This window comes from Novosphingobium sp. (genome assembly GCF_020852455.1).
In the GTDB taxonomy this organism is placed as follows: domain Bacteria; phylum Pseudomonadota; class Alphaproteobacteria; order Sphingomonadales; family Sphingomonadaceae; genus Novosphingobium.
Genome location: NZ_JADZAT010000001.1, coordinates 160,800 through 186,925, shown reverse-complemented (window position 1 = coordinate 186,925; position 26,126 = coordinate 160,800). Strand labels below are relative to the sequence as shown.

The following is a 26,126-nucleotide window of genomic DNA, read 5'->3' as shown; positions in this document are numbered from 1 at the left end:
AGTCCCCCGCGTCGGGCGCGAAGGACCTTGGCCTAGTTCGCGCTCTGGATTCGGGCGTCGCTATAGCCTGCGGCCCTGGCCTTAGCCAAGGCGGCCTTGGCCTGGGCTTCGCTGGCGAAGGGCCCCATCCGCACCCGCCACAGCTTGCCGACCGCAGCCGCGCTGCCCCCGGTCTTGCTGGCCGCGGCCGCGGCATTGGCCTGGTTCGAAAAGGCACCAACCTGAACCACGAACTTGCCCTTTGCCGCCGGAGCGGGGGCAGGTGCCGGTGAAGGCGCGGGAGCAGGTTTTGGCGCCGGTGCAGGCGCAGGCTTGGGAACCGGTACCGGCTTGGGCTTCTTGTCCTTGCCCGGCTTGGGCGTCGGCGCTGGGGCCGGCGCCGGGGCCGGTGTCGCTTCAGGCGCCGGGCGTGTCACCCCTTCCTGGGTGTCGAGCTTGCGTGAGAGCACGCCCAGCAGCGATTTGGGCGTATCCATCCGCGCCGGCGCCGGCTGGCCAGCGCGAAGCAAGGCGCGTTCGGGTTCGATCGGATTGACCCGCCGAACCCTGACGGCAGTCTGCTCCTGACCGGTCAGGCCCAGCTGGGCGGCAGCTCCCGGCGACAGTTCGATCACATTGCGGCTCTGCATCGGCCCGCGCCGTTCGACCCGGACCAGGATCGTGCGCCCGCTCGCCAGCTCGGTCACTTCGACATAGCTGGGCAGCGGCAGGGTGTGATGCGCGGCTGTTACGCCGCTGCCGCCTTCGGCGCCCACGCTGGCGCGGCCGACCACATCATAATTCATGGTATCGGCGGGGGTGTAGGTTGTCCCCTCAACGGTATAGGCCGGGCCGACTACCATCGGATAGTCCCCGGCCGGACCCTGGGCCGACATCGGTGCGCCCGAAGCGCTCTGGAGGCCACCGCCACCGCCGCCACAGGCGGCCAGAAGCGTCAGCGCCGCAAGCGGCAGAGCATGATCAACGCGAAATCTCATCTGCAAGTAACCCCACGGACAGTGCGTAGTAGTTCGAGCAGTTGTAATGCAGGATGACCCGATAATTCCCGGTTAACAGGAATGAACCATTCCCCGGTCCGTCAGGTTCGAACAATGAGGCCATCGTTTGATCGGCGATTCCCGCCTGCGGCATCAGCCCCAGCGCTTTCCATTCGCCCACCGTCTTCCAGACCGAATGGCGGGCGTGGACATTCGCACAGCTGGGCGCCAGCAGCTTTTCACCCAGCTGCGAGCGGTCAAAGCCATCGGGCACGGTTACCCGCACCCCCCAGGGTTCGCCACGGCGCCAGCCGGCATCGCGAAAATAGTTGGCGATCGAGGCCAGCGTATCGGCCCGGTTGTTCCAGATATCGGCAAAACCATCGCCATCGCCATCCTTGGCCAGGCGCAGATAGACCGATGGCAGGAATTGCGGATTGCCGAAGGCCCCGGCCCAGCTGCCCACCATCTTGCCACGCGGCACGCCGCGATCGGCCATCTTCATCAAGGCCAGAAATTCGGCTTCGAACAGCGAGCGGCGGCGGCCTTCATAGGCCAGGGTCGCCAGCGATCGGGCCAGATCGAAATCACCCTTCACCCGGCCATAGAAGGTTTCGTGCCCCCAGATCGCCAGCAGGATCTTGGCCGGCACCCCGTATTCCGCCTCGATCCCTGGCGTGATCGCAGCGCTGGCAGCCAGCATGTCGCGCCCGCCGTTGATCCGCGCCGCGTCCACATGATCGCGGTAATAGGGCCAGAAGGCCGGCGGCGAGCCGGGCCGTGATCCGGGCTGCGCACGATCAAGCGAGACGACCCGGGGATTCGGTGTGAGCCCGCTGGTCAGGGCAACAATGCTGCGCTGGCTGATCCCCTGCGCCCGCGCTTTTGCCCTGACCAGTTCGAGATAGGCTGCAAAGCCATCGTTGACCTGGGGTTGCTGCGGCACGGCCTGAATCACCGGCTGCGCCAACGGGAGCGGCGCCGCCACCGACGCTGACTGCTGCCCGACACTGCCTCCAGCCACCCCCGCCAGCGCGGCAACAGCACCAAAGGACAGGGCAATTCGCAAGGTTCGCAGATCAGGCATCGCCCCCTTCTCGCACAGCACAAGCGATTCGGGAATTGCCGCCCGCCCCGAAACCGGCTAGCGGCCCCCGGCATAGGACAGGTGGCCGAGTGGTTTAAGGCAGCGGTCTTGAAAACCGCCGTGGGTGCAAGCTCACCGTGGGTTCGAATCCCACCCTGTCCGCCACCGGCCCGCACGGGTTTGATCTCGGTCATGGGAGCGGCCGGAATTGCGACCTAGACCGGCCGCATGCCCCCGCAATCGCCAACAATCCGCACGAACACGGACATCCCGCGATGACGATCGGGCTGTTTCTGCGCGAAATTCTGCCGTTCTACTTTCGGCTGCTGGTCCTTGCGGCGGTCACCCTGCTGATCGACCTTGTCCTGCATATCACCGATATGGTCTGGATCGGACGCTATCTGGGAATTCCCGGAACGATCCTGATCCTGCTGTCATTCGGTCATTCGCTGAGGAAACGGGGGCTTATCGCCAGCTCGAATCCGGTACGCCTGTTGCGGCTGCACGAATGGCTGGCCTGGATCGGATCGACGCTGGTGCTGGTCCATGCGGGCATCCACTTCAATGCCGCGCTCGCCTGGCTCGCGGTCATCGCGATGAGCCTCAACATCGCCAGCGGCCTGACCGGCAAATATCTGGTTCAGCGTGCGGGGCGCTGGATGAAGCAGGCGCGCGGCGCGCTGCACGACCAGGGGCTGGATGATGCCGCTATCGAGCAGAAACTGTTCTGGGACAGTCTGGCTGCTGGCTGGGTGAAGAAGTGGCGGACGATCCATCTGCCCATCTCGCTGGCATTTGCAGCGCTGGCCACGGCGCACATCCTATCCACCTTCCTGTTCTGGGGGTGGAAATGAAGCGCGCGATCTGGATCGCCCTGTGGCTCCTGCTTGCCGGAACAATCGGGCTGAGTTTCGTGCGGCCGCATGCAATGGTCAGCCCGGGAAACCTCATGCCGGCGCACAAGGCCTTGCAGGACGATTGCTTTGCCTGCCACGCACCGTTCCGGGGGGCCTCGGCCAAGCGCTGCACGAGCTGCCATGTTGTGGCGGAGATCGGCCTGCGGACCACCAAGGGGCAACCGATCCCGAAGAGCAGCCGCAAGCCGCCGTTTCATCAGGCCCTCGCAGAGCCGGATTGCATGGCCTGCCATAGCGACCATCCGAAAGCGCCATTGTCGCGGGCCGCTGGGATCCGGTTCGATCATGCGCTGCTGAAGGCGGATCTGCGTGCCAGGTGCCAGTCCTGCCATACGGCGCCGCGCGACGAATTGCATGCCGGCAAGCCGTCGCTGTGCTCAACCTGTCACCAGACCTCCGCCTGGAAACCCGCGACGTTCAATCACGACCGCTACTTCGCGCTGGATCGCAACCACAACACGCGTTGCACAACCTGCCATCAGGGCGGGAACTATCGGCGCTATACCTGCTATGGCTGCCATGAGCATCAGCCTGCCGACATCATCGCCGAACACCGCGAGGAAGGAATCACCCGGATCGACAACTGTGTGCGATGCCATCGCAGTGCACACGGCGAAGTGGAAGGCAGGGGTGAAGGCGAAGGGCACGACGACTAGCGCGCCCTTGCCCGACCGAGCTGTTCAATAGCCTTGCTGGTTCAGCTTGCGGCCGGTGCAAACCGCGCCGCCAGCTTCTGCAAGCCCCAGACCGCCGCCGCGAAGAACGCTCCGCCCAGCACGGTCGATTTGACCAGTTCAAGCCAATCAACCTCAAACTGGATCAGCGGCGCGGCGGCCAGTGTGACGAACAGCATGGTCGAACTGTTGATCGCGATCGGCAGCAGTTTCACCACATCCAGGTAAAGCGCCGCGATCAGCAGCAGCAGCGATGCCGCCAGCCCCGCCCCGCCATATTCGCTGGGACCGTACCACAGGAACCAGGCGATCCCGATCCCCACCAGCGCGCCGACCATCGCCGGGACCAGTCGCGAAAATTGCAGCTGTTCGTTGTTTGCCCAGTACCACAGGAACATGAAGGCCCCGACCAGCGTCTTGTCAGTCATGTTGAGCACGCCGATCGCCAGTGCGATCCAGGCAACGATCAGGACAATGACGATCGCGGTGATGGCGATCCCGGCCACCTTGCCCGGCGGCGATGCGGCTTCAACGGCATTGGACATGACATTCCCCTCCTTGGTCTGGAGGAGCGGAATAGAGCTTAATTGATCGGTTAAGACCAGCCCCTATCGGCCCAGGCCCAGGAAGCCAAAGGTATCGGCGTCGAACTTGACCTTGATCGTCGCGAACAGGCCCTTGTCGGTGTTGCGCAGCGCCGAGAAATCGGGATCGCGGAAGCCGGTGATGTTGTAGCCGATCAGTAGCAGCACATCCTTGGCCGGCGAGACGCCGATCTGCGGCCCGTATGAGAACTGCGCGGTCTTGTCCTGCAGGTTGTAGCGGACATTGCCGACCGCGCCGATTTCGAAATGATCGCCGATGCCATAGCGCAGGTCGAGCCCGCCCATGAGCGTGGTGCTCGACAGGTCATAGCTTTCGAAGCGGTCGAAGTTGTGGCGCGCAGCCAGGAACAGGCCGACATTGTGGCGCTGGACCAGCTGACCATCGACCTTGCTGCGCGGCGCCCAGTCGGCCGAAAGGCTGGCGATCAGGCGGTCCGAACGGGCATCGCCGTTGACCGTGAAGATCGAGCTGCCCGCCGCGCCCGCATCGCCGGCCACGGCGCCGTGGACCACGTCCGAACGGAACTGGACCTTGGACAGCATGGCGAATTCGGACTTGTCAGGGCGGTGCGCCACGGCGATCGCCGCGTCGAGCATTTCGGTATCGGCGCCGGTGCTGGCCTTGGCCTTGGTCCAGGTTACCCCGGTGCCGACCATCGAGCCTTCGCCCAGCTGGCGGATCGCGCCGAAGGTGGCACCCTTGCGGGTACCCAGCTCGCCATCGCGCAGTTCGCCGCGCAGCGTGGCGCTCCACTTGTCCTTGCGCCAGGTGCCGCCCAGCGTCACCGCGGTGAAGTCTTCGGCCAGCGCGCCGTTATCGCCCAGCGTGCCGCTGCTCGAGGCCGGATGCGCCGGGTTGACCAGATCGGCCAGGCGGAAGCCCGAGAGGGTGCGGTTTGAATCGAGCGTGGCGTCGAGCGTCAGGTTCTTGGTCACCGGAAGCGATTGGGACAGGCCGAAGGCGGCGAAGCTGCGCTTGCCGAATTCGTCGATCGATTGCTGGCCCAGCAGCCCGGTTACGCGGCCGCCGGTCCACGGGGCCAGTTCAACGCCGATCCGGCCGGTGCGGGCATCGATGTTATCGCCGTGGGCGATTTCATAGGTGCCGACCAGCTTGACCGCCGGGCTGATCGAATAGCGCGCGGTGAAGCGGTGCCGTTCGGGCAGGTCGATCGAGGCGCTCTTGCCCAGGGCAAAGCTGGTGGCGGCGCTGAGTTCCAGCTTGTTGTCGAAGAACCGGCGCGAGACCGAGGCTTCGAGCACATCACTCTTGGCCTGGCTGCCATCGGCGCGGCGATCGTTGAAATGCGACAGACCGATCCGCGCGTCGCCCTTGGCGGTGCGCCACTGCAGGCCCGATTGCACCGCGACGCGGCGGGTGCCGTCGGTCAGGCTGTCGTCAACCCAGCCGCTGGTCACCACCGACAGGTCGGGCGTGATCCGCACGCGGGCATCGACGCCGATCTTGCGGCGGCCCAGTTCGGCGCCCGAACCCTGGCCCAGCCCGAATTCGCGCTGCGCCTGGCGGATGTAGGCCAATACGTCGAGCCGGCCCGAATGGTGCTCGAGCTCGAGCAGGAAGGCATCGGCCTGCGCGCCCTGGTTGAGGCTGCGGGCATATTCGGCGCGCAGTTCGGTCGCCTGGCCCAGCCGCGCCTTGAGGTCCACACCCAGCAGCGTGGTGCGGGTGCCGGCGTTCGAGCTGGTATCGCTGATCGCGCTGGCGCCGATCCGCAGCGCGCCCTTGGCGGTGGTCACGTCAGCACGCAGGCCGCCGTTCCATTCGCCGCCCTTGGCGGTCAGCGGATCGAGTTCATAGTCGATCACGATGAATTGCGGATTGAGCTGCGCATCACGGCTCAGCACCGGTTCCTTGAAGGTGATCGTGCCGGCCAAAAGGTCGATGGTGTAATCGACATAGCGCACCAGCGTGCGGCGCTCGACGATCACTTCGCTGCGGAAGCGGTCGCGCACTTCGATCGTGACCATTTCGCTGCCGGCAATGATCGCGCGGCTCGACAGGCGATAGGGGCCCGAGATCCCGCCACCCTGGAATTCGTCGCGGCGGTGCGTGGTTGCCACCTTCGCGGCAAAGCCCTGGGCGTGGAAGCCACCGGCGTTCACTTCGCCCTTCAGACCGGTCGCGGCGCGCTGATAGCGGGCCAGCTGGGTCTGGTCGAAGCCGCTCTCGACATCGCCGTACATCGCGTAGAACTTGCTGCTTTCAAGCCGCAGGTAGAACTTGTCGCGGCTGGCGGCGTCATGGCGGCGGTCCGAACCATCGGCAAAGACGGTGTAATAGGCGCGCGGATCGATTGCCCCCAGCAGCTGGTGGTCATCGCGCTGCTTGGCGCTGTCATAGCTCGCGGTCAGCAGCAGACCCTTGGCCACCTGCCCCTTGGCATAGAAGGCCAGCCGGGCATGATCGCCCAGATCGCTGTCAAAAGCGCCGGTGCGCTCCATGCCCTTGCCCACAGTGCCGCGCGCGCCCTTGCCCAGGGTCCCTTCAGCCAGGCCAACCACGGTCCACGGCAGGTCACCCGGCACGATCCAGGCATCCAGTTCCTGGCGGCGGCGCTGCTGGCCGTCGTTGAAGTTGAATTCCATGTGCAGCTTGCCGCTGGCCATGGTCGGGGCCAGTTCGACATAGGCAATGCCATCATCGCCCTTGACCATCCAGCGCGGCGCCTGGCGGCCCAGCCCTGAAAGCTGGCGCTGCTGCAGCGCGTCGATTGCCTCGGCGCTTTCATAGGGCGAGCTGAGGCTGAATTCGCCGGTCAGCCCGGCATGAACCGGACGGCCGTTGTGATCGACCAGGCGCAGTGCCAGCACCGGACGGGTGGACCCGTCGGCCACCAGCTTGCTCTTGCCCGGCAGCAGCTCGACCCGCGCCGGAGTGCCGACGAAATGGACGTCGCGCGTCAGGCGGGTCAGTTCCTTGCCCTGCTCGTCGCGGACAATGGCGACCAGCTTGGTGGTCTCACCGCTCAGCGGGATCCCGCGCCACAGGCTGACCGCGAAAGTCCGGCCGGGCGAAGGCCGCGCGCCATCGAAGCTCAGCGGATCGACCGGCTTGCCGTTGGCGAGCAACTCAACCTTCTGGCCCATCCGGTGGCGGATCGCGACGCGAATGGCCGGAGCGCGGGGATTGTGATCCAGCGCCGGGAACAGGAATTCGGTCGGCCCATCGCCCTTGGCCAGCCAGTCGGTATCGGCCCCGGCGGCGGCGCGTTCGGCGGCCTCGGCAGCCAGCTGCGCCGGGCTCTTGGCCGCAGCCTTGCCTTCAACGGCTTCATATTTGATTTTTTCTGCGTTATTCTCGCGCTTTACCAGCGTGCCTTCAGGCAATTTCGCAGCAAAATCGGCGATCACCAGGCTGCCGCCCTGCCCGATGACAAAGCGTGAGCTGGCGCTGCCGGCGCTGCGGGTCGAACGCGTGCAATCGGTGAAGACGCCGCCCTTGGGCAGGGTCTGCCACTGCGCCTGAACCACATGGCTGCCGGGCACCACGCCATCGAAGTGATAGCGGCCATCGGCATCGGTAATCGCAAAGCTGCCGTCTTCCATCACCACGCGCACGCCCGGAATCCCGGGGTGGTCGCCCTCAACCGCGCAGCCACCGGCGGTAATCCGGCCAATCACGGTCATCCGCGCGGCCAGATCCTGGCGGTCGATCCGCACGATAGCCCCGGTGGTGGTCGAAAGCCCGCGGTCGTCGGAGGCGATCACACGGTTTTCGGCCTGTCCGGCGGGCGCATCGGCACGAACGGTCATGGCATAGGTCACAGTCCGGGCATCGAGCGCCGGAATATCACCCAGTTGCAGGGTAAAGCTGCGGCCATCAGGCGCGATCTGCACTGCCCCGGGCGCCGCGATCCCGTCGATCCGGATCGAATCAGGACGCAGCCGCAACCATGGCGACGGCGTATCGACCAGCGTGACCCCGCGCTTGGGACCCAGCGGATCGGGATTGTTGACCGTGACGCTGTAGAACACGGCATCGCCGGGCTGCGCCACCGGACGCGAAGCAGTCTTGGTCAGCGCGACCGCCATCGGCGGATGGTCGAGCGGGATATCGACCCGCACGGGTTCTGGTCCATCGAGGGTCAGGGCCCCGCCGAACGAGGCCGGGACGATCAGCATCGGGTTGCCATCAGGACGCCGCAGCACCGAAAGCTGCGTCGGCGTGGCAACCGAAGGCGCGGTGTAGGGCGCAGGCGGTTCGATCACGATCCGGTACTGGCCCAGCGGGGCCAGCGGAAAACGATATTCGCCCGGCGCCATTACATAGGTGTTGCCGGCTGCATCGGTAACGCTCTGCCCCGAATAGACCGTCGAAGGCCAGGCGGTGACGCCATCATCGGCATAGACCCGCGCCGGCGCACCGGTGATCGCATCGACCAGTGAGACCCGCGCGCCGTTGACCGGTGCGCCGGTTTCGCTGTCGAAGACCAGGCCGAACGGATCAGCCAGGATCCCGACCTGAGTGGTGGCAATGACATTGGGCGAGCCCGAACCGGTGATCGCGATGGTCACCTGGCCGGCCGGAGCCGAGCCCAGGCGGCAATCGCCCTGCACGGCAGCGGGCGGCACGCCATTGGTCTGGATCGCGCCCAGAAACAGGCCGGTGTTGGCCCCGGTTTCATAAATGGTCAGCACCTCGCGGTCGCCCGCGGTGGTGGTGAGCGTGGCGGTCAGGCTATCAACCGCGGCCGCATCAAGATTGGCCGAGGGCGCCGTGACCTGGAAAAACAGCAGATCGCCGATCCGGTAGCTGGAAGTCGGCTGCAGCGTGGCACTGGGGTTGCTGGTCCCCAGCCCGCCGGGAAGATTCAGCACATTGCCGCCGCAGCGCGGGGCCGCAAATGGGCTGGTGGTGCCGCTTGGGGCAAGCGCAAGGGTATCGATCGTGACCGTCGGCTGCGCCAGGTTGATCGTCACCGTGTTCGAGCTGGTCGAGCGGGTGCTGCCGCCCTGGGTCCACTGCGCCGCAGCGACATTGTCGATCGTCTGGGCGGACACGGCAGACATGCCAAAAAGCAGCGCGAGCAGCGCTGCCATGACCATGCCAATTTGCCGGAAAACGCCCATCGACCCTTGGGAGTTGCGGTGGTGGGCGGCGTGCCGATCAAGGCCCGCCGCCCGCCTCCTGGTTTAGTTGATCGTTGCGCGGAAGCGCAGCGTCTTGGTTTCGCCAGCGGTAACGCTGGAGATCGTGCCGCTGACCACGCCGGCCGCATGGCTGCCGGTGTTGCTGCCATCGGTGTTGCACGCGCCCGAGGTGACCGAGCCGTCAACGAACACGCCGCCGCCGTCATAGGTAACCGTGGCCGGCAGCGGGTCAGAGATGGCCACGCTGCTGGCAGTCGCGCTGCCTGCGGCGTTGGCCACGACGATGCAGTATTCGATCGTCGCGCCCGGGATTGCCTTGGGGTTGCTGGTGCCGTTGACCGGATCCGAAACCACCTTGCTCAGCTTGGTGACGCTCAGCGCCGCCGCCAGCACGGTCCAGTCGTCCTTGGCCGAATGCGCGCCATCGCCCGCACCGTCGGTGGCCCCGGCGGCATCGGCGAAGACCGTATCGACTTCGTTCGGATCGATTTCGTTGGTGATACCGGTGTTGGTTTCGCTCAGCGCGGCACCCTGGCTGCCCGTACCGCCGCCTTCGCGGCCCGTTGCCGTCAGCGTAACCGCCGCAACGTCATTCGTGGCCAGCCCAAGCGGCATGTCGGCCACAACGAACACGGTCTTGCTGGCGTCAGCGGCCAGTTCGTCAAGGTACGCCACTTCCAGATCGGTGCCGACGTCGTAGGTTCCGTTGCCGTTGGTATCGACATAGATCTTGACGTTGGTGGCATCGAAGGTGTCGGTGTTCGAATGCGCACCGGCCCCGCCCGTTTGCTGGGCAGCAGCAAGCGCGAAATCGAGCGTCGCGTTCGAATTGTTGGTCACCGTGAAGGTGGTCACCGCCGCGAGCTGGCCGGGCGAAACCTGGGTGGTGGTGGTGCCGACTTCGGCCACCGTCATGTTGACCTTGCGGTCAACCGCGAAGCTGTTGGAAGCCCCGGTTGCGGTCTGGTTCACACCGCCCACCTGATAGTTCACGGTTACCGTGTTGGTGATCACCGTCCCTGCCGCCGTACCGGAGGCGAAGGCCGGACTTGCACCAACGACGGCAAGTGCAGCAGCACCGACCGTCCCTAGCAGTCTGCCATACTTAATCATTGTCTGGTCCTCGTTCTGTTTCCTTGCGACCCGCGATCAAATCCGCCCGCGTGTCCTGGCGGCTGTCCCCCGTTCAGCGGACGATAGCGTTGTAGGTAACCGCGCCCCGGGCGCCGGGTGCGAGCAGCGGCAGGACCCAGCGGACGTGCGTAACGTCGCTGGCCTGGGCCGAACGCTGGCCGGCAGCATCGCTCACCTTGAGCATGCCGAGCTTGCCCCAGCTCTTGCCGCCATCGACCGAAACGTCCTGCTTTTCCGCCCCTTCGGGCGCCAGGGCGACAGCTGCGGGCAGCGGGTTGGTCACCACGAAATTGCGCACCGGCTCTGCGCCGGTGTTGCTGTAGGTGGTCGTGAACACCAGCTTGTCGCCGGGAACGACCACCTTGGGATCGCTGTAAACGTGTTTTTCCTTACCGTTTTCAACGACTAGCTTATCAACCTTCACACCGCCTTGAAGCTCGACGGGCTGCGCGCCATTGGCCATGGCCGCAGGAGCGGCGATGGTTGCGAACAGGGCCGAAGCGGCTGCGATCACGAACTTTTTCATCACTGGTCTCCTCAATCAATCTTGACGTCGAACGTGACGGTCTTGGTGGAACCCCCGGCAACCGTGCCAAGGTTGACATCGATCCCGGCGGCAGAGGCCTGACCGGCATCGGCATCGCTGGCATCGCTGAGCGAAGCGGCATCGAGCTTGAGCGTGCCGGCCTGATAGGTGGTGCCGGTCGGGATCACGTCGGTAACGTGCAGGCTGTCGGCCTGACCGCTGCCGCTGACCGTGGCGACCAGTGTGTAGGTGACCACTGCACCCGGAACCGGCTGGTTGCCGCCGAACGGATCGGCAATCGTTGCCGACTTGGCCAGTGCCACGGTGGCAAGGCTGGCGGTCAGACTGTCGTTGGCGCTCTGGTTTGCGGTCGAGGTGCCGACCACGGCATCGCCGCCGCCATCGCCCTGCCCTGCAAAGACCGTACCCGGCGTGCCCGAACCGGTCACCGCAGCGGCACTCAGCTGAACCTGGCCGGTCTGGCCATCAACCACTGTGCCCGGCACGTTGACCAGTACGAAAACCCGCAGCGAGCCATCAGCAGCGATCGACGGAGTCGGCGCACCCGGCGCCAGCACCAGATCGACGCCCGGATCGTAAGTGTTGTTGCCGTTGCTATCGACCACGACCGATTGCAGCGTGGCATCGAACTGGTTGCCGGCCACTGCCGTGTTGACGGTGAGGTTGTAGGCTTCGGGACCGTTACCGGTGTTGGTCAGGGTATATTCCAGCACCACATTGCTGGCGCCGGCCAGCGCCGGAGCCGTGGTCAGCCCGGCAACCGCGACATCCAGGATCTCGTCAACCCGCACCGTCACGGTGTTCGAGGTGATCGAGCCCGAGACCGAACCCGTGGTGTAGGTCGCGGTCGCGGTGTTCTGGATCAGCGTACCGGCCGTGACGCCGGTTGCATGAGCCAGGCTCGGAATGGCAAGGGCCCCAAGGGCGACGATGGCGCAGGTGCCGTGGGCGGCGCGCATGGCAAGACGGTTTTTCATGCCCGCGTGGTAGCCGATTTAGGTTAACAAACCGGAAAATGCCCTGCGAGATTTCCCTGAAATTTCAGTAAGAAAATCGTCACCAACGAGGCCTGGCGAGCGGCAGAGCGCGGGGTGCAAAGGTTAATTCAGGTTGTTCCGAACCATACGCCATCAATGCCATGTAATAAAACGACTTTGTGTGAACTGGCGGCCATTTCCAGGCATTGTCGAATTCGCGCCTTAGTTAACGGTTCCGCGGAATTTGAGCGCAAATCCGGTCACCGCCGGCATCGAGCTGGCGGTGGCGCTGAGCGCGGTCCCGCTGATCGAGGCGCCGTGCGGATCAGTTTCATCCGCACCGCTGGCGTTGTCGTCCTCCACAGTGGTCGCGGCGGCGCAGCTGATGCCGCTGCGCAGGGTACCCGCCGCATAGCTGAAGTTGCTGGGCAGGTTGTCGCTGGCGACCACGTTGGTCAGGGTCGAGGTGCCGGTGTTCGACACCAGGATGCAGTATTCCACCACCGCCCCCGGGATGGCCTTGGGATAGTTGGTGCCGTTGACCGGGTCGCTGATCACCGAGCTTACCTTGGTGACCGAGATACCGGTCACCGGCTTGCAGAAGGTGATGTCGTGCAATGCCACGCCCTGCTGGCCGGGATTGGTCGGCGCGTAGGAGTGGTTGCCATAGTTGATCACGATCGTGTCCACCGGACTGCTGAAGGTCACCGTGACATTGCCGTTGGCCTGCGCATCGGCCGAAATCGCATCGCCATAGGCACTGTTGCCCGACACCCAGTTGGAAATGCCGTTGGTCAGGGTGGGCGTTACGGTGGAGCCGTTGAGATAGCCGGTCACGGTCACCCGGTCGGCAAACTGGTTGACGTTGTAATCGACGTCGAAAATCTTGAACTGCAGTCCCGGCACCGCCGAACCCAGCGTGATCGTGGTATCGACCGTGGCGCTCTGGCTGGTGAGGTCAACCAGCTGCTCGAGCGAGCTTTGCGCTGGCGACAGCCCGCCGGTGACAGTGCTCTGTTCAGCCGGGGATTGGCCACCATAGGTCGCGTTGTTGAGGAAGGTGCCGCTGGTGTTGGTGATCGCCAGGGCGACATTGCCGATCCCGCTGACCGAATAGGTTCCCGAAGTGCTGCCAGCGTTCCAGGTAATGCTGTCCCAGTCGAACACCGCGGTTCCGGCAGCGCAGGTCAGCGTCGGCGCGGTACCCGCCGTGCGGGTGTTGACCATGGTGAAGGTGGTGCTGGCATAGTCGTCTTCGCTGGTAATCCCGTTGTTGGGCGTGGAATCAAGGTCGCTGACCGACGATGACGTGATTTCAGCGACGTTGGTCACACTTACCGCATTGCCGGTCGCGACAATCGCGGTGATCGTCAGGCTGGCGCTTGCACCCGGTGCCAGTGAGCCCACCGACCAGTCGCCCGTGGCGCTGTTGTAGGAACCGGTTCCGCTGGCGCTGACGAACTCCACGCCGCTGGGCAGTGCATCGCGCACAGTGACACCGGTCGCGGTCTGCGGCGATGTCGCGGCATTGGCGATCGTCAGGGTGTAAGTGATCGTCGCACGGCCGGTCGGGCTGGTCGAGCTGACGCTCTGCGCCAGCGAGAGATCGGCGTAATTGGTCGAGGCCTGGGTCAGGTAGAGATCGGCCTGATAGAAAGTACCGCTGTCCGCCGCCGCATTGTCACAGATTTCCAGCGTCCAGGTGCCATTGGCATTCTGGCCGTTGAATGCGCTCAGCAGATTGCTGGGCTGGTAGGTCGCGGCATAGGGCGGAACGGCGCTGATGCTGGAATTCGCGGTATAGTTGACGATCGGGTTGGTGCCGGAATCGTCCATCAACGCGTTGAAATTGTCTGCCCCGCCGCCGATCTGGTTCGACACCACGACCCGCGTTCCGGCTGGGGAAACCAGCGTCACAATCAGGTCATAGCGATAGGTATGGGCCATCAGCAGACCGATGTTCACATCGGCAACGGTGTAGCTCGCCCCGACCGAGAAGGTGCGCGTAAACGGGCTGCTGCACGGGGTGGCCGTATCATTGATCGCATTGGCCGAACTGGCGGTATTGTTGGTGTAGCGATTGACCGCCTGGGCCTCAGCAGCGCTCGCCCAGCCAAGCGTGACAAGCACGGCCAGCAAGGCGCGGAACAGCACGCCGACCAACGATGCCATGAAGGCAGGTTCAGGAATGGTTTTCGACCCCATCGGGAAATCCCCTAGCGCAGAATGGTAAACGCTCAATTAAGCCTATGCTTTTTCGTGCGTTTTCATCTCTTCTTGCGATTGGCGGAATGACGTCACCGCATTATCCGGCCGCGCGCGATTACCAATTGGCAACTACTGACCGCTTAGAGCGAGACCGAAATGGCCCTCAGAAACAGTTCACCCACCGAATCCGGCGCAGCACCGCAGGGCCGCACGAGCAATCGGGCGCGACTGGTGCTTGCCTGCGAAGTGCGGCAGGGAACACGCCCCTGGCAGCTGGTCTATCTTGAAGACCTGTCGCCAACCGGATTCCGGATAACCGGACTGTCTCAGCCCAGCCTTATCAAGCCGCTGAACCTGCGGATCCCCGGCATGCAGTTGCTAAGCGCCCGCGTGCGCTGGCACCGCGGCAGCGAACTGGGCTGCGAATTCACTGCCCCATTGCATGTGGCAGTCTTCGAGCACCTTGTCCGCTCTTCACAGCAGGTGTTTGGAACTTCACTCTAAAATCAGACATGCAACGCCCGGCCATAGGCTGCCAGCACGCTCTCATGAAGCATTTCCGATAGCGTCGGGTGCGGGAAGACCGTAGCCATCAGTTCAGCTTCGGTCGTTTCCAGCGTCTTGCCCACCACATAGCCCTGGATCAGTTCTGTCACTTCCGCGCCGATCATGTGCGCGCCCAGCAGTTCGCCGGTCTTCGCATCGAACACGGTCTTGATGAAGCCTTCGGGCTCGCCCAGTGCAATCGCCTTGCCATTGCCGATGAACGGGAAAGTCCCGGCCTTCACCGCATAGCCGGCCTCTTTCGCCTTGGCTTCGGTCAGCCCGACCGAGGCGATCTGCGGGTGGCAATAGGTGCAGCCCGGAATATTGCGCTTGTCCATCGCATGCGGGTGGACATCCTTGTTGCCCAGTGCCTGCGCGATGGCCTCGGCGGTGGTTACGCCTTCGTGGCTGGCCTTGTGCGCCAGCCAGGGCCCCGGCGTGACGTCACCGATCGCCCAGACCCCCGGAACATTGGTGCGGCCCAGGCCATCGACCGCGATGATCCCGCGTTCGGCTGTGATCCCAAGCGCTTCCAGGCCGATATTCTCGGTATTTGGCACAATTCCGATCGCCACGATCACATGGCTGTACTCAGCCTCGCTGACCTTGCCATCCTTGCCCTTGAGCTTGGCCTTGACGCCCTTGCCGCTCACCGCCAGCGCTTCAACCCCGGCGCCGGTCATGATCGTCATGCCCTGCTTCTTGAGCGCCCTTTCAAGGAAGGTTGAAACGTCAGCATCTTCGACCGGAACGATCCGGTCCATCATCTCAACAACGGTAACTTCGGCGCCCATATCGTTGTAGAAGCTGGCAAATTCGATCCCGATCGCACCCGAACCGATCACCAGCAGCTTGCTGGGCATTTCGCTGGGCGTCATCGCGTGGCGATAGGTCCAGACCCGCTTGCCGTCCGCCGGTGCAAACGGCAGGTCGCGCGCCCGGGCGCCGGTCGCGACGATGATATGCTTGGCCGACAGGGTTTCGCTCCCCTTCTCGCCCTGCACGTCCAGCTTGCCGCCGCCCTTGAGCGTGCCCACCCCCATGTGCACCGCGATCTTGTTCTTCTTCATCAGGTGCGTAACGCCCTGATTGAGCTGCTTGGCCACGCCGCGGCTGCGCTTGACCACCGCATCGAGATCGGCCCGGATGTTGTCGGCGGCCAGGCCATAGCTGGCGGCATGCTGCATGGTGTGCAGCACTTCGGCCGAGCGCAGCAGCGCCTTGGTGGGGATGCAGCCCCAGTTGAGGCAGATCCCGCCCAGGTTCTCACGCTCAACAATCGCGGTCTTCAGCCCCAGCTGCGCCGCGCGGATCGCCGCGACATAGCCACCGGGGCCCGAACCGAGGACGATGACGTCGTATTGCTCAGCCATGTTACGCCACCAATCCCAGCGGGTTCTCGACCAGATCCTTGAACGCCTGCATCAGCGCCGCCCCGTCGGCGCCGTCGATCGCGCGGTGATCAAAGCTGCCGGTGGCGCTCATCACGGTGGCGACTGACAGCGCGCCATCGACCACATAGGGCCGCTGCTCGCCCGCACCGACCGCCAGGATCATTGCCTGCGGCGGGTTGATCACCGCGTCGAACTGCTTGATCCCGAACATGCCAAGGTTCGAAAGGCTGGCGGTGCCGCCCTGGTACTCGTGCGGCATCAGCTTGCCTTCGCGGGCCTTGTCGGCCAGCGCCTTCATCTCGGTCGAGATCTGGGCGACGCCCTTGGCCGCGGCATCGACCACGATCGGGGTGATCAGCCCGCTGGGCGCGGCCACCGCCACCGAAATGTCGGCGCGGCTGTACTTGCGCAGTTCATCGCCGGCAAAGCTGACATTGCACTTGGGCACCCGGATCAACGCCTTGGCCAAGGCCTTGATCAAAAGATCGTTGACCGAAAGCTTTACGCCATCCGCCTCAAGTGCCTTGTTAAGTTCACCGCGCAGCTTGAGCAGGGCATCAAGCCGCACATCGACGGTCAGGTAGATATGCGGAATGGTCTGCTTGGCCTCAGTCAGGCGGCGCGCGATTGTCTTGCGGACATTGTTGAGCTTTTCGGCTTCGAACGGAATGCCGAAATCGGGCACCGGCGCGGTCGGGATTGGTGCCGGCGCAGCAGCCACGGGCCCAGTACCGGCAACCGGCTGCGCGCCCTCCACATCGGCCTTCACGATCCGTCCACCGGGGCCACTGCCCTGCAGACCCTTGAGGTCCACGCCCTTCTGCTCGGCAATGCGCTTGGCCAGCGGCGATGCGATCACGCGTTCACCCTTGGGCGCTGGCGCCGCTGCGATCACTGGAGCGGGGGCAGGCGCCGGAACGGGGGCAACCGACGCAGGCGCAGCGGCAGCCGGCTTCGCTTCAGCCTTCGGCGCAGGCGTAGCTGCCTCGTCCTCGCCGGCCAGAGTGGCGATCACCGTGCCGACTTTCACGCCTTCGCTGCCTTCGGCCACATCGATCGAAACGATCGTGCCTTCGTCAACCGCTTCGAATTCCATCGTCGCCTTGTCGGTCTCGATTTCGGCCATGATATCGCCAGAGGAAACCTTGTCGCCCACCTTGACCAGCCATTTGGCCAGGGTGCCTTCCTCCATGGTTGGCGAAAGCGCGGGCATCTTGATGGCGATCGACATGATTTACGGCTGGTCCCTGTTGCAAGGCGGTGTGACGCTACGTCTCTGGCCAAAATTGCGCGGTACGGCAAGACGCTTGCGCTGAATAGGTTTGTATCGGATATCACGCCCCAAGGGGAAGCTGGCATGCGCGTCTATCTGGTGATCATGGACGAGACCGAGGAGGCCGGTGTGGCACTGCGCTTTGCCGCGCGCCGGGCTGAGCGAACCGGTGGCCAGGTACACCTGCTGGCCGTGGTTCCGCGCCAGCAATTCGTTGCATTCGGCGGGATTCAGGCAACCATCGAGGAAGAGGCCCGCGCCCGCGCCGAAGCGCTGGTAACCTCCGCCGCCGGATCGCTGATGGGCGATGCCAGCAAGCCGCCGATCATCGCGGTCAGGCAGGGCGAAGGGATCAGCGTGGTGCGCGAATACCTGGGCGAGCATCCCGAGGTGTCAGCGCTGGTCCTGGGCGCGGCCAACAATGGCGGGCCGGGACCGCTGGTTTCGCACTTTGCCTCGATCGCCGGGCAGCTGCCCTGCCCGGTCTATGTGATCCCCGGCGGGCTCGACGAGGCGGCGCTCAACCGGCTCGGCTGATCAGCGCTTTCGGGATTGGTGGCGGACATTGCCCGGACGGCCGCGCTTGCCGACCATGTGCTTGCCTTTTTTCTTCAATGGCAACGGCTTGCCGCGCGGTTCGATTCTTCCGCCTGAACTGTCTTCCGGTTCGAACTTGAGCGCGCCGGTCAGCGGATTGGCCTCGGCCAGGCGCAATCTCAGCCGGTCGCCCATGGCGAAACGCGTGCCGGTGTGCTCGCCTTCGAGCACCTGGCTTTTCTCGTTGTGGAAGAACCGCTCGTCGCCCAGCACCGATACCGGGACCAGACCGTCACCGCCCAGCCCGACAATCGTGGCGAACAGGCCAAAGCGCTGCACGCCGGTCACCCGGCATTCGAACACCTCGCCCACCCGCGAGGCGAGCCAGGCCGCGACATAGCGGTCGATCGTCTCGCGCTCGGCCGCCATCGCCCGGCGTTCGGCATCGCTGATCGCTTCGGACACCCGGGTCAGGTCGGCCCGATCACGATCGGCCAGGCCGGTCGCAGGCGGCAGGTCCGCCGGAGGCCGTGGTTGCTCCAGCCCATAGGCATCGACCAGTGCACGATGGACCAGCAGGTCGGAATAGCGCCGGATCGGCGAGGTGAAGTGGGCATAGCTGCCCAGCGACAATCCGAAGTGCCCCATGTTGCGCGGGCCGTAATAGGCCTGGGTCTGGCTGCGCAGAACAGCTTCCATAATCAGAGCCTTTTCAGACTCATCGGAAATGTCCTTGAGCATCCGGTTGAACAGACCCGGGGTGATCACCTGCCCCAGCGAAAGCTTCTTGTCGAAGGTGGCGAGGTAATCCTTGAGCGCGACCAGCTTTTCGCGGCTGGGCGGCTCGTGCAGGCGGTACACCACCGGCGCCACCTTGGCTTCCAGTGCCTTGGCCGCGGCGACATTGGCCGCGATCATGAAATCTTCGACCACGCGGTGTGCATCAAGCCGTTCGCGCAGCGCGATTTCCCTGATCTTGCCGTTTTCGTCCAGCAGCACCCGGCGTTCGGGCAGGTCCAGTTCCAGCGGATCGCGGGCCTTGCGTGCCAGTTCCAGCGCGCGCCAGGCGGCCCAGAGGTGCACCAGGTTATCTCCAGCCTCGCTGACGTCGATCCTTCGCTGCGCCTCTTCATAGGCGATAACTTCATGAATCCGCACAATTGCCCGGCTGAAACGCCATGACGTCAACTTGCCCTCGGCGCTGATCTCCAGATGGCAGGCCATGGCCGCGCGGTCATTGCCGGCCTTCAGCGAGCAGACATCGGCGCTGAGCACTTCGGGCAGCATCGGCACGACCCGATCGGGGAAATAGACCGAATTGCCGCGCTTGCGGGCGTCGCGGTCGATCGCCCCGCCCGGCCGCACGTAGAAACTGACATCGGCAATCGCCACCAGCGCGCGGAAACCGCCCTGCCCGTCGGGCTCGGCCCAGATCGCATCGTCGTGATCGCGGGCATCGACCGGATCGATCGCAACGATCGGCAGATGGCGCAGATCTTCGCGGGCATCGGAGCTGAGCGGCAGCTTGGCCGCCAATTGGGCCTCTTCAACCGCCTCAGGCGCGAAAGCGAAGGGAATGCCGTGCTTGTGGATCGCGATCAGGCTGAACGCCTTGGGCGCCAAGGGATCGCCCAGCACCGCGGTGACCTTGACCCCGGAACGCGGCGAGCGGCCGACCGGCTCGGCCAGCACCAGCTGCCCCTGCTCGGCCCCGCCCAGATCGGCGATGACCTGCGAATGGCGTTCGCGCTTGTCGATCGGGGCCAGCCACCCCTTCCCGCTCTTGTCGATCTCGACCACACCCATCAACTGGTCGGCATGCGCCGGCAGCTTCTTCATCGGGTGGGCGATCCAGCCGGTGGCGGTCTCTTCGGTCCGGGCCAGGACCCGGTCACCATTGCGCAGCGCAGAACCTTTGCCCCTTTCGCGCAGCCGCAGCCGCGGCGGGACCGTGCCATCATCGGGCGACCAGGCATCGGGCACGGCAATCGCCTCGCCCTCGTCAATCTCCACCACCCGCAGCACGGTCACCTTGGGGACCCCGCCCATGCGGTGGAAAGCGGTGCGGTTGCCGTCGATCAGGCCTTCCTCGGCCATGTCCTTGAGCAAGGCCTTGAGCGCGATCTTTTCCTGTCCCTTCAGGCCAAAGGCGCGCGCAATCTCGCGCTTGCCGGCCGGTTCGGCGCTGCCTGCGATAAAGTCCAGGATCTGCTGGCGGCTGGGGAGACCGGGCTGGGGTTTTGGGCCCTTGGCCAAGTCAGTAAGCCCGCGCCACAAAGATCCGCTCAACCGCAGGATCACCGGTGAAGGGGCACGTGCCCGAGACCGGTTCTCCGCCTTGCGGCGTGTTGCGGATCGTCAGCTTGAGCGCCTTGAGCTGTTGCACCACGCCGTCCAGCGCTTCGCCGGTCGGGCGTGACCAGGCCAGTTCAACCCAGCCGGGGTAGCGGTTGCTATCGGCAAAATAGGCTTCAAGCCCGGCAAGGTCAGTGACCCCACGGTGGATCTGCGCATCGCGGCGATCGCGGGCCTCGGCGAACAGCGCGCGCTGCACGTCTTCCAGCTCTGCCGCGGCGTGGCCGAGGAACTCGTCCTTGCCCTGGCCGATGAAATTGACCTTGCCATCCTCACGGTAAAGCCGGTCGCGGCGGACGACTGAAACCTGCCCGCCGGCCGCATCGCGCCCGCCGATCTCGAGGATCAGCGGCACGCCCTTCTTGACCCATCCCCAGCGCTTCTGGGTCGCCTTGCCGGCACGCTTGTCGAGCAGCACGCGGATCGGTTCGCCCAGCGCGGTCTGCGCGGCGAGTGCCTTGCGCAGGTCTTCGCAATAGGTCAGCAGCGCCTCATCACCATCGTCATCGCGCAGCATCGGCAGGATCACCACCTGATGCGGGGCGATTGCGGGCGGCACGCGCAGCCCGTCGTCATCGCCGTGGGTCATGATCACGCCGCCGATCAGGCGGGTCGAAACACCCCAGCTGGTGGTGTGGCACAGCACCTGCTGGCCTTCCTTGTCCTGATACCGGATTCCGGCAGCCTCGGCAAAGCCGGTGCCCAGGTAGTGGCTGGTCCCGGCCTGCAGCGCCTTGCCATCCTGCATCATGGCTTCGATCGAATAGGTCGCGACCGCGCCGGGGAAGCGTTCGTTCTCGGGCTTTTCACCGGCGAAGACCGGCATGGCCAGGTCATCCTCGGCGCAGGCCCGGTACATTTCGAGCGCGCGCAGCGTTTCTTCCATCGCATCGTCGCGGGTCGCGTGCGCGGTGTGGCCTTCCTGCCAGAGGAATTCGCTGGTGCGCAGGAACATCCGGGTGCGCATTTCCCAGCGCACCACGTTGGCCCACTGGTTGGTGAGCAAGGGCAGATCACGCCATGACTGCACCCAGCGCGCCATCGCCTGACCGATCACGGTTTCCGAAGTCGGACGCACGATCAGCGGTTCTTCCAGCTTGGCTTCGGGATCGGGCACCAGCCCGCCCTTGCCGTCCTGGATAAGCCGGTGGTGGGTGACGACCGCCATTTCCTTGGCAAAACCATCAACGTGTTCGGCTTCCTTGGCGAAATAGCTCAAGGGGATGAACAGCGGGAAATAGCAGTTATCGACCCCGGCGGCCTTGATCCGGGCGTCCATCAGCTTCTGGATCCGTTCCCAGATGCCATAGCCCCACGGCTTGATCACCATGCAGCCGCGGACACCGCTTTCTTCGGCCATTTCGGCCTCTGCGATGACCTCCTGATACCAGGCGGCGAAGTCTTCTTGGCGGGTTACGGAAAGTGCGTGCTTCATGGCGCGGCGCGATAGCCGCTAGCGCCCCTGCGGGCAAGCGCGGCTATTTCCCCAGCTTGTCGAGCTTGGCCTGCATCTCGGCCATCTGCTTGCGCAGCGCGGCCAGTTCATCGTCGTCACCCTTGGCGGCGGCAGCGGGCTTGTCATCGGCCAGACCCGGTACGAAGGCCGAAGCGGCGGCCTTGAACATCGCCAGGTTCTGCTGTGCCAGCTTGGCGAGCGGATTGCCCGCCAGGCTCGATTCGAAAGCCTCGCGCAGCTTGCTCTGGTTCGCGCGGAACTGTTCCATGCTGGCTTCGAGGTAGTGCGGGACCAGTCCCTGCATCGAATTGCCGTACATGCTGATCAGCTGGCGCAGGAAGTTGACCGGCAGCATCTGCTCGCCGCGCACGGTTTCTTCTTCCATGATGATCTGGGTCAGGATCTGATGGGTAATATCGGCGCCGCTCTTGGCATCGACGACTTTGAAGTCGACGCCTTCGCGGGTCATCTTGGCCAGATGGTCAAGCGTGATGTAGCTTGAGCTCTTGGTGTTGTAGAGCCGCCGGTTGGCGTACTTCTTGATGATGACCGTTTCGCCCTTGGCCTCGCCCATGTCCTAAACCCCGCAGGAGAGCCGTCTCCTTGGCTCGACGTTAGCACCTGCAATAGGTGCGATGCAACATATCCATGCTGCGCAGCAAAAGCGCGTCAAAGCCTTGGAAACCGCCGCCCCAGAGAGGTGAGCAGTTCATATTGGGACAGCCCGCTGATCGCGGCCGCCTCCGGCAGATCATAGTCGAGCCGGACCCAGTCACCCTCGCCCACCTGCGGCGCGGCGGAAAGGTCGATCACGGTCATGTCCATCGAGACCCGGCCCAGCACCGGCAGGCGCTGGCCATCAGCCAGCATCATGCCCCGGCCCGACCAGCAGCGCAGATAGCCATCGGCATAGCCCAGGCTGACCACGCCCACCCGCATCGCCGCCTGCGCGGTGAAAGTCGCGTTATAGCCCACGCTGTCGCCGCTTTGCAGCTCGCGGGTCTGGATCACTTGCGCTTCGGGCCGGGCAACCTGCGCGATCTGTCCATCCAGCGCGGCGCAGGGCGTGCCGCCATAGAGCCCGATCCCGGGGCGGGTCAGATCACCGTGATAGCCCTCACCCAGCGCGATCCCGGCGCTGTTGGCCAGGCTGGCACGGCGATGCGTCACCAGCCCGCGCGCCTCGTTCCAGCGCAGCCGCTGGACCTCATTCTGCGGCACCGGTTCCTCGGCTGAGGCGAGATGCGACAGCAGCACATCGACCTGCAAGCCGGCGATCACCGGATCGTCCAGTTCGGCCATCGGCAGGCCCAGGCGGTTGATCCCGGTATCGACCATCAGATCGCAGGCCCCGCCTCCGGCTTCCTGCCAGATCCGCGCCTGGTGCAGCGAATTGATCACCGGACGCAGCCCAGCCTCGCGCGCGAATTCTGCATCGGCCGGGCACAGCGGGCCGTGCAGCACCGCAATGGCTTCGGCCGGGATCACATCAAGCAGGCTTGCCGCTTCGGACCAGTGCGCGACGAAATAGTCCCGGCAGCCCGCCTGCCACAGCGCCTTGGCGACCCGCCGCGCGCCCAGACCATAGGCATCGGCCTTGACCGCGGCACCGGCTTGGGCCGTGCCAGAAAGTCGATCGAGCGCGCGCCAGTTTGCGATCAGGGCTGCGCTATCAAGCTCAAGCCTGAGTGATGCTTCAGGAATGGTCATCGGAAAATTCGCGCGGCAATCCGCCTTTCAGTCCCCAGGCCCCGACCAGGAAGGCAATCAGCACCACCACCCAGGTGTACCACAATCCGGAATAGGGATTGCCGGTCTTGGCCACGATCAGGGCCGCGATGAAGGGCAGAAAACCGCCGAAATAACCGGTGCCGATGTGATAGGGAAACGACATCGAGGAATAGCGGACCTTGGCCGGGAACATCTCTGCCAGCAGCGCCGCGACCGGACCATAGGTTGCGCCCGACAGGGCCATCAGAACCAGCAGCGCGGCAATGATCGCCAGAGATTGCCCCAGGCTTGGCTTGACCTTTTCCGCACTGAACAGCTTGATCCCGCTGCGCTCTTCGATCTGGGCCTTGCGGGCCTTGGCATCGTTCCAGTCAAGCGCGGTCAGATTGACCGACTTGCCATCAATCTCAAGATAGGGCCGCGGCGCATCGCTCAGATCATAGCCGATGCCGGCCCCGGTCAGATCGCCCATCAGCTTGCCGCAGGCCGTGGTCTGCTTGGGCGCAAAGGCGCTGTAGCTGCAATCGGGTCCGGCCAGCACGATCCGGCTGGTCTGTTCTGCCATGGTGCTGCCCATGAACCAATAGGTCGGGAACAGCAGCAGCAGGGTCAGCGCATAGCCGATCACGATCGGCTTCTTGCGCCCGATCCGGTCAGACAGGTGCCCGAAATAGAGGTAGAAGCCCATGCCCAGGAAGGCCGCGATCCCCACCAGGATTTCAGCGGTGGTATCCTCGATCCGCATGGTCGTCTTGATGAAGCTCAGGCCAGAGAACATCGCCGTGTACCAGATCGTGGTCAGTCCGGCGGCGATCCCGAACAGGGCAACGAAGATCCGCTTCTTGTTGCCGGGATAGGTGAAGCTTTCAACGAAAGGATTGCCGGCCAGTTCGCCCTCTTCCTTCATCGCCTGGAATACCGGGCTTTCCGATAGCTTGAAGCGCATCCACAGCGAAATCGCGAGCAACAGGATCGATAGCAGGAAGGGCACCCGCCAGCCCCAGTCAGCCCAGGTTTCAGCGCTCATCGCCGCCTTGCAGCCAAGCACCACAATCAGGCTGAGCACGAACCCGCCAACCACCGAAGCCTGAATGTAGCTGGTGAAATAGCCCCGCCGTTCGAACGGCGAATGTTCGGCAACGTAGATGGCCGCACCGCCATATTCGCCGCCCAGCGCAAGCCCTTGCAGAATCCGCAGCAGGATCACGATGGCCGGTGCCCACAGGCCAATGCTGGCCGCCGAAGGGATCAGGCCGACACCGGCCGTGGCTATGCCCATCAGGGTTACCGTGACCAGGAAGGTGTATTTGCGGCCCAGCTTGTCGCCCAGATAGCCGAACAGGATCGCGCCCAGCGGGCGGAAGCCAAAGCCGACCGCGAAGACCAACCAGAACAGCAGCATTTCCAGCGTGGCATTGCCGGTGGGGAAGAACGTCTTCGAAAGGATTGCCCCAAGAGTGCCGTAGATGAAGAAATCGTACCATTCGAAAACGGTACCCGCCGACGAGGCCGCGATCACCAGCCGCATTTCCGATGCGCTGGGCTGGACTTCCGGATGCCGGGCCGGCTCGGTCATATGCTGCACTCCCCCATTAACTCTTGCCGCTTCCCTAGCGAGCGCCTTCCAGTGCGACAAGCGCCGCGCGCCAGGCCAGCAGGATTGCGCCGTGGCGCGCCGGAAAGTCACGCGCGGCGGCGATGGCATCGATCCCCGGCCAGTCGGGCAGATCGCCTCCCGCCAGCCAGGCTTCCAGCGCATCGTAGGCTTGGCGGATCTTTGAGTCGTCTTTGCCCTTTGCCGCTTCGACGAAGATCGCGGCGGCCGCTTGGCCAATCGCGCAAGCATGTGCCCTCAGCCCGATCCGGTCGATCTGGCCATCCGTATCGCAGTGCAGACCCAGTTCGATCGTACTGCCACAGGTGGGTGATCGCGCGCTGCCGGAAAGCGGCAGCCCATCGCCCAGCGGATAGCGCGCCAGCGAGGTGGCGAGCGCCAGCACTTGCGGCGTGTACAACGCGGTGGCGGAACTCACTTGCCGGTCAGCGACTTGATCGCGGCGTCCTTGATCGTTTCCTTGCCGGCAGCAGCGGCGGCTTCGCGGCGGCGCTCGCCAATCATCTGAACCAGCGCTTCACTGCTGGCGTTGATGAAGGGATAGCTGCGCGCCGAGGTGATCCATTGCGGACGTCCGCCCGCGCCCCAGATCGTATCATAACCCAGCACCAGCACGGAAAAAGCCATCACCGTGATCACCATGCCCTTGACCGCGCCAAAGCCGAACCCGATCACCCGGTCAATCGGGCCAAGCACCGAATTGCGGCTGGCCGAACCGAGCCGGTCCGACAGCAGCTTGACGATCGCATAGGGCACCAGCAGCAGCAGCGCGAAGGCCAGCACCGAAGCGCCGCTTTCGGTTCCGACATGCGGCACCAGGGCTTCGCTGAGCGGGGTGTGCAGGTTGTGGATCGCAACCAGCGCGAGCACCCAGGCCGCAAGCGCAAAGACCTCCTGAATGAAGCCGCGCATGAAGCCGGTGATGGCTCCCATGCCGACGAGAACCAGAACTGCGATATCAAAACCTGTCATGGCGCGGGA

Annotated in this window: 21 protein-coding genes and 1 tRNA gene; 5 read left to right on the top strand and 17 right to left on the bottom strand. The window is 64.6% G+C overall.

Features of this window, described 5'->3' with window-relative positions; genetic code table 11:
• Positions 1–32 precede the first annotated feature (32 nt).
• On the bottom strand, positions 33–977 hold the full coding sequence (locus IT549_RS00785) for an SPOR domain-containing protein (protein ID WP_292969236.1): 945 nt from the start codon (positions 975–977) through the stop codon (positions 33–35).
• Positions 961–2,064, bottom strand: a complete 1,104-nt coding sequence (locus tag IT549_RS00780) for a lytic murein transglycosylase (protein WP_292969233.1) — start codon at positions 2,062–2,064, stop codon at positions 961–963. The genes IT549_RS00785 and IT549_RS00780 overlap by 17 nt, the downstream gene beginning before the upstream one ends.
• Before the next feature lie 75 nt (positions 2,065–2,139).
• On the opposite strand from IT549_RS00780, the gene IT549_RS00775 reads away from it, so the two are divergent.
• The 3 genes from IT549_RS00775 (at position 2,140) to IT549_RS00765 (ending at position 3,637) form a co-directional block, all read left to right on the top strand.
• Positions 2,140–2,229, top strand: a tRNA-Ser gene (locus tag IT549_RS00775).
• A gap of 110 nt (positions 2,230–2,339) precedes the next feature.
• On the top strand, positions 2,340–2,918 hold the full coding sequence (locus tag IT549_RS00770) for a hypothetical protein (RefSeq protein WP_292969231.1): 579 nt from the start codon (positions 2,340–2,342) through the stop codon (positions 2,916–2,918).
• Positions 2,915–3,637 carry a cytochrome c3 family protein gene (locus tag IT549_RS00765; RefSeq protein WP_292969229.1) on the top strand — a complete coding sequence of 241 codons (723 nt, stop codon included), beginning with the start codon at positions 2,915–2,917 and terminating at the stop codon, positions 3,635–3,637. Before IT549_RS00770 ends, IT549_RS00765 begins: the two co-directional genes overlap by 4 nt.
• Before the next feature lie 41 nt (positions 3,638–3,678).
• On the opposite strand, the gene IT549_RS00760 is transcribed toward IT549_RS00765, so the two are convergent.
• The 6 genes from IT549_RS00760 to IT549_RS00735 all read right to left on the bottom strand — a co-directional run bounded on the left by IT549_RS00760 (position 3,679) and on the right by IT549_RS00735 (position 14,202).
• On the bottom strand, positions 3,679–4,200 hold the full coding sequence (locus IT549_RS00760; RefSeq protein WP_292969227.1) for a hypothetical protein: 522 nt from the start codon (positions 4,198–4,200) through the stop codon (positions 3,679–3,681).
• A 63-nt stretch (positions 4,201–4,263) separates the two neighbouring features.
• Positions 4,264–9,291 (bottom strand): hypothetical protein, encoded by a 5,028-nt coding sequence (locus tag IT549_RS00755; RefSeq protein ID WP_292969224.1) that lies wholly within the window; start codon positions 9,289–9,291, stop codon positions 4,264–4,266.
• A 123-nt stretch (positions 9,292–9,414) separates the two neighbouring features.
• Positions 9,415–10,485, bottom strand: a complete 1,071-nt coding sequence (locus IT549_RS00750) for a hypothetical protein (RefSeq protein WP_292969221.1) — start codon at positions 10,483–10,485, stop codon at positions 9,415–9,417.
• Between the two features lie 73 nt (positions 10,486–10,558).
• The gene (locus IT549_RS00745) at positions 10,559–11,032 is read right to left on the bottom strand and encodes a hypothetical protein (RefSeq protein ID WP_292969218.1); all 474 of its coding nucleotides are present in this window, start codon (positions 11,030–11,032) and stop codon (positions 10,559–10,561) included.
• Between the two features lie 11 nt (positions 11,033–11,043).
• Positions 11,044–12,030: a hypothetical protein gene (locus IT549_RS00740; protein WP_292969215.1), complete on the bottom strand. Its 987-nt coding sequence runs from the start codon at positions 12,028–12,030 to the stop codon at positions 11,044–11,046.
• Positions 12,031–12,252: 222 nt separating this feature from the next.
• On the bottom strand, positions 12,253–14,202 hold the full coding sequence (locus IT549_RS00735) for a proprotein convertase P-domain-containing protein (protein WP_292969212.1): 1,950 nt from the start codon (positions 14,200–14,202) through the stop codon (positions 12,253–12,255).
• 192 nt (positions 14,203–14,394) lie between these two features.
• On the opposite strand from IT549_RS00735, the gene IT549_RS00730 reads away from it, so the two are divergent.
• Positions 14,395–14,742 carry a PilZ domain-containing protein gene (locus IT549_RS00730; protein WP_292969210.1) on the top strand — a complete coding sequence of 116 codons (348 nt, stop codon included), beginning with the start codon at positions 14,395–14,397 and terminating at the stop codon, positions 14,740–14,742.
• 2 nt (positions 14,743–14,744) lie between these two features.
• Here the strand turns inward: IT549_RS00730 and lpdA are convergent, their stop codons facing one another.
• Both lpdA and IT549_RS00720 read right to left on the bottom strand, forming a co-directional pair.
• Entirely contained in the window at positions 14,745–16,157 is a 1,413-nt protein-coding gene (gene lpdA, locus IT549_RS00725) for a dihydrolipoyl dehydrogenase (RefSeq protein WP_292969208.1), read from the bottom strand.
• A gap of 1 nt (position 16,158) precedes the next feature.
• Positions 16,159–17,409, bottom strand: coding sequence for a pyruvate dehydrogenase complex dihydrolipoamide acetyltransferase (locus IT549_RS00720; RefSeq protein ID WP_292969205.1), 1,251 nt, complete (start codon positions 17,407–17,409; stop codon positions 16,159–16,161).
• Between the two features lie 126 nt (positions 17,410–17,535).
• Here IT549_RS00720 and IT549_RS00715 point away from each other — a divergent pair, with 126 nt between their 5' ends.
• Positions 17,536–17,988, top strand: coding sequence for a universal stress protein (locus IT549_RS00715; protein ID WP_292969201.1), 453 nt, complete (start codon positions 17,536–17,538; stop codon positions 17,986–17,988).
• On the opposite strand, the gene IT549_RS00710 is transcribed toward IT549_RS00715, so the two are convergent.
• From IT549_RS00710 to IT549_RS00680, 7 genes are all read right to left on the bottom strand, one after another.
• The gene (locus IT549_RS00710) at positions 17,989–20,244 is read right to left on the bottom strand and encodes a VacB/RNase II family 3'-5' exoribonuclease (protein ID WP_292969198.1); all 2,256 of its coding nucleotides are present in this window, start codon (positions 20,242–20,244) and stop codon (positions 17,989–17,991) included.
• 1 nt (position 20,245) lies between these two features.
• Positions 20,246–21,778 (bottom strand): aminoacyl--tRNA ligase-related protein, encoded by a 1,533-nt coding sequence (locus IT549_RS00705; protein WP_292969195.1) that lies wholly within the window; start codon positions 21,776–21,778, stop codon positions 20,246–20,248.
• Between the two features lie 43 nt (positions 21,779–21,821).
• A complete protein-coding gene (gene phaR, locus IT549_RS00700) occupies positions 21,822–22,373 on the bottom strand; it encodes a polyhydroxyalkanoate synthesis repressor PhaR (RefSeq protein WP_292969192.1) in 552 nt (183 codons plus the stop codon).
• Between the two features lie 95 nt (positions 22,374–22,468).
• On the bottom strand, positions 22,469–23,509 hold the full coding sequence (gene alr, locus IT549_RS00695; protein WP_292969189.1) for an alanine racemase: 1,041 nt from the start codon (positions 23,507–23,509) through the stop codon (positions 22,469–22,471).
• Positions 23,496–25,106 (bottom strand): MFS transporter, encoded by a 1,611-nt coding sequence (locus tag IT549_RS00690; RefSeq protein WP_292969186.1) that lies wholly within the window; start codon positions 25,104–25,106, stop codon positions 23,496–23,498. The genes alr and IT549_RS00690 overlap by 14 nt, the downstream gene beginning before the upstream one ends.
• A 34-nt stretch (positions 25,107–25,140) precedes the next feature.
• Entirely contained in the window at positions 25,141–25,563 is a 423-nt protein-coding gene (locus tag IT549_RS00685) for an iron-sulfur cluster assembly scaffold protein (protein ID WP_292969184.1), read from the bottom strand.
• Complete coding sequence (locus tag IT549_RS00680; RefSeq protein ID WP_292969182.1) at positions 25,560–26,117, bottom strand: CvpA family protein; 558 nt, start codon at positions 26,115–26,117, stop codon at positions 25,560–25,562. The genes IT549_RS00685 and IT549_RS00680 overlap by 4 nt, the downstream gene beginning before the upstream one ends.
• Positions 26,118–26,126: the final 9 nt, after the last annotated feature.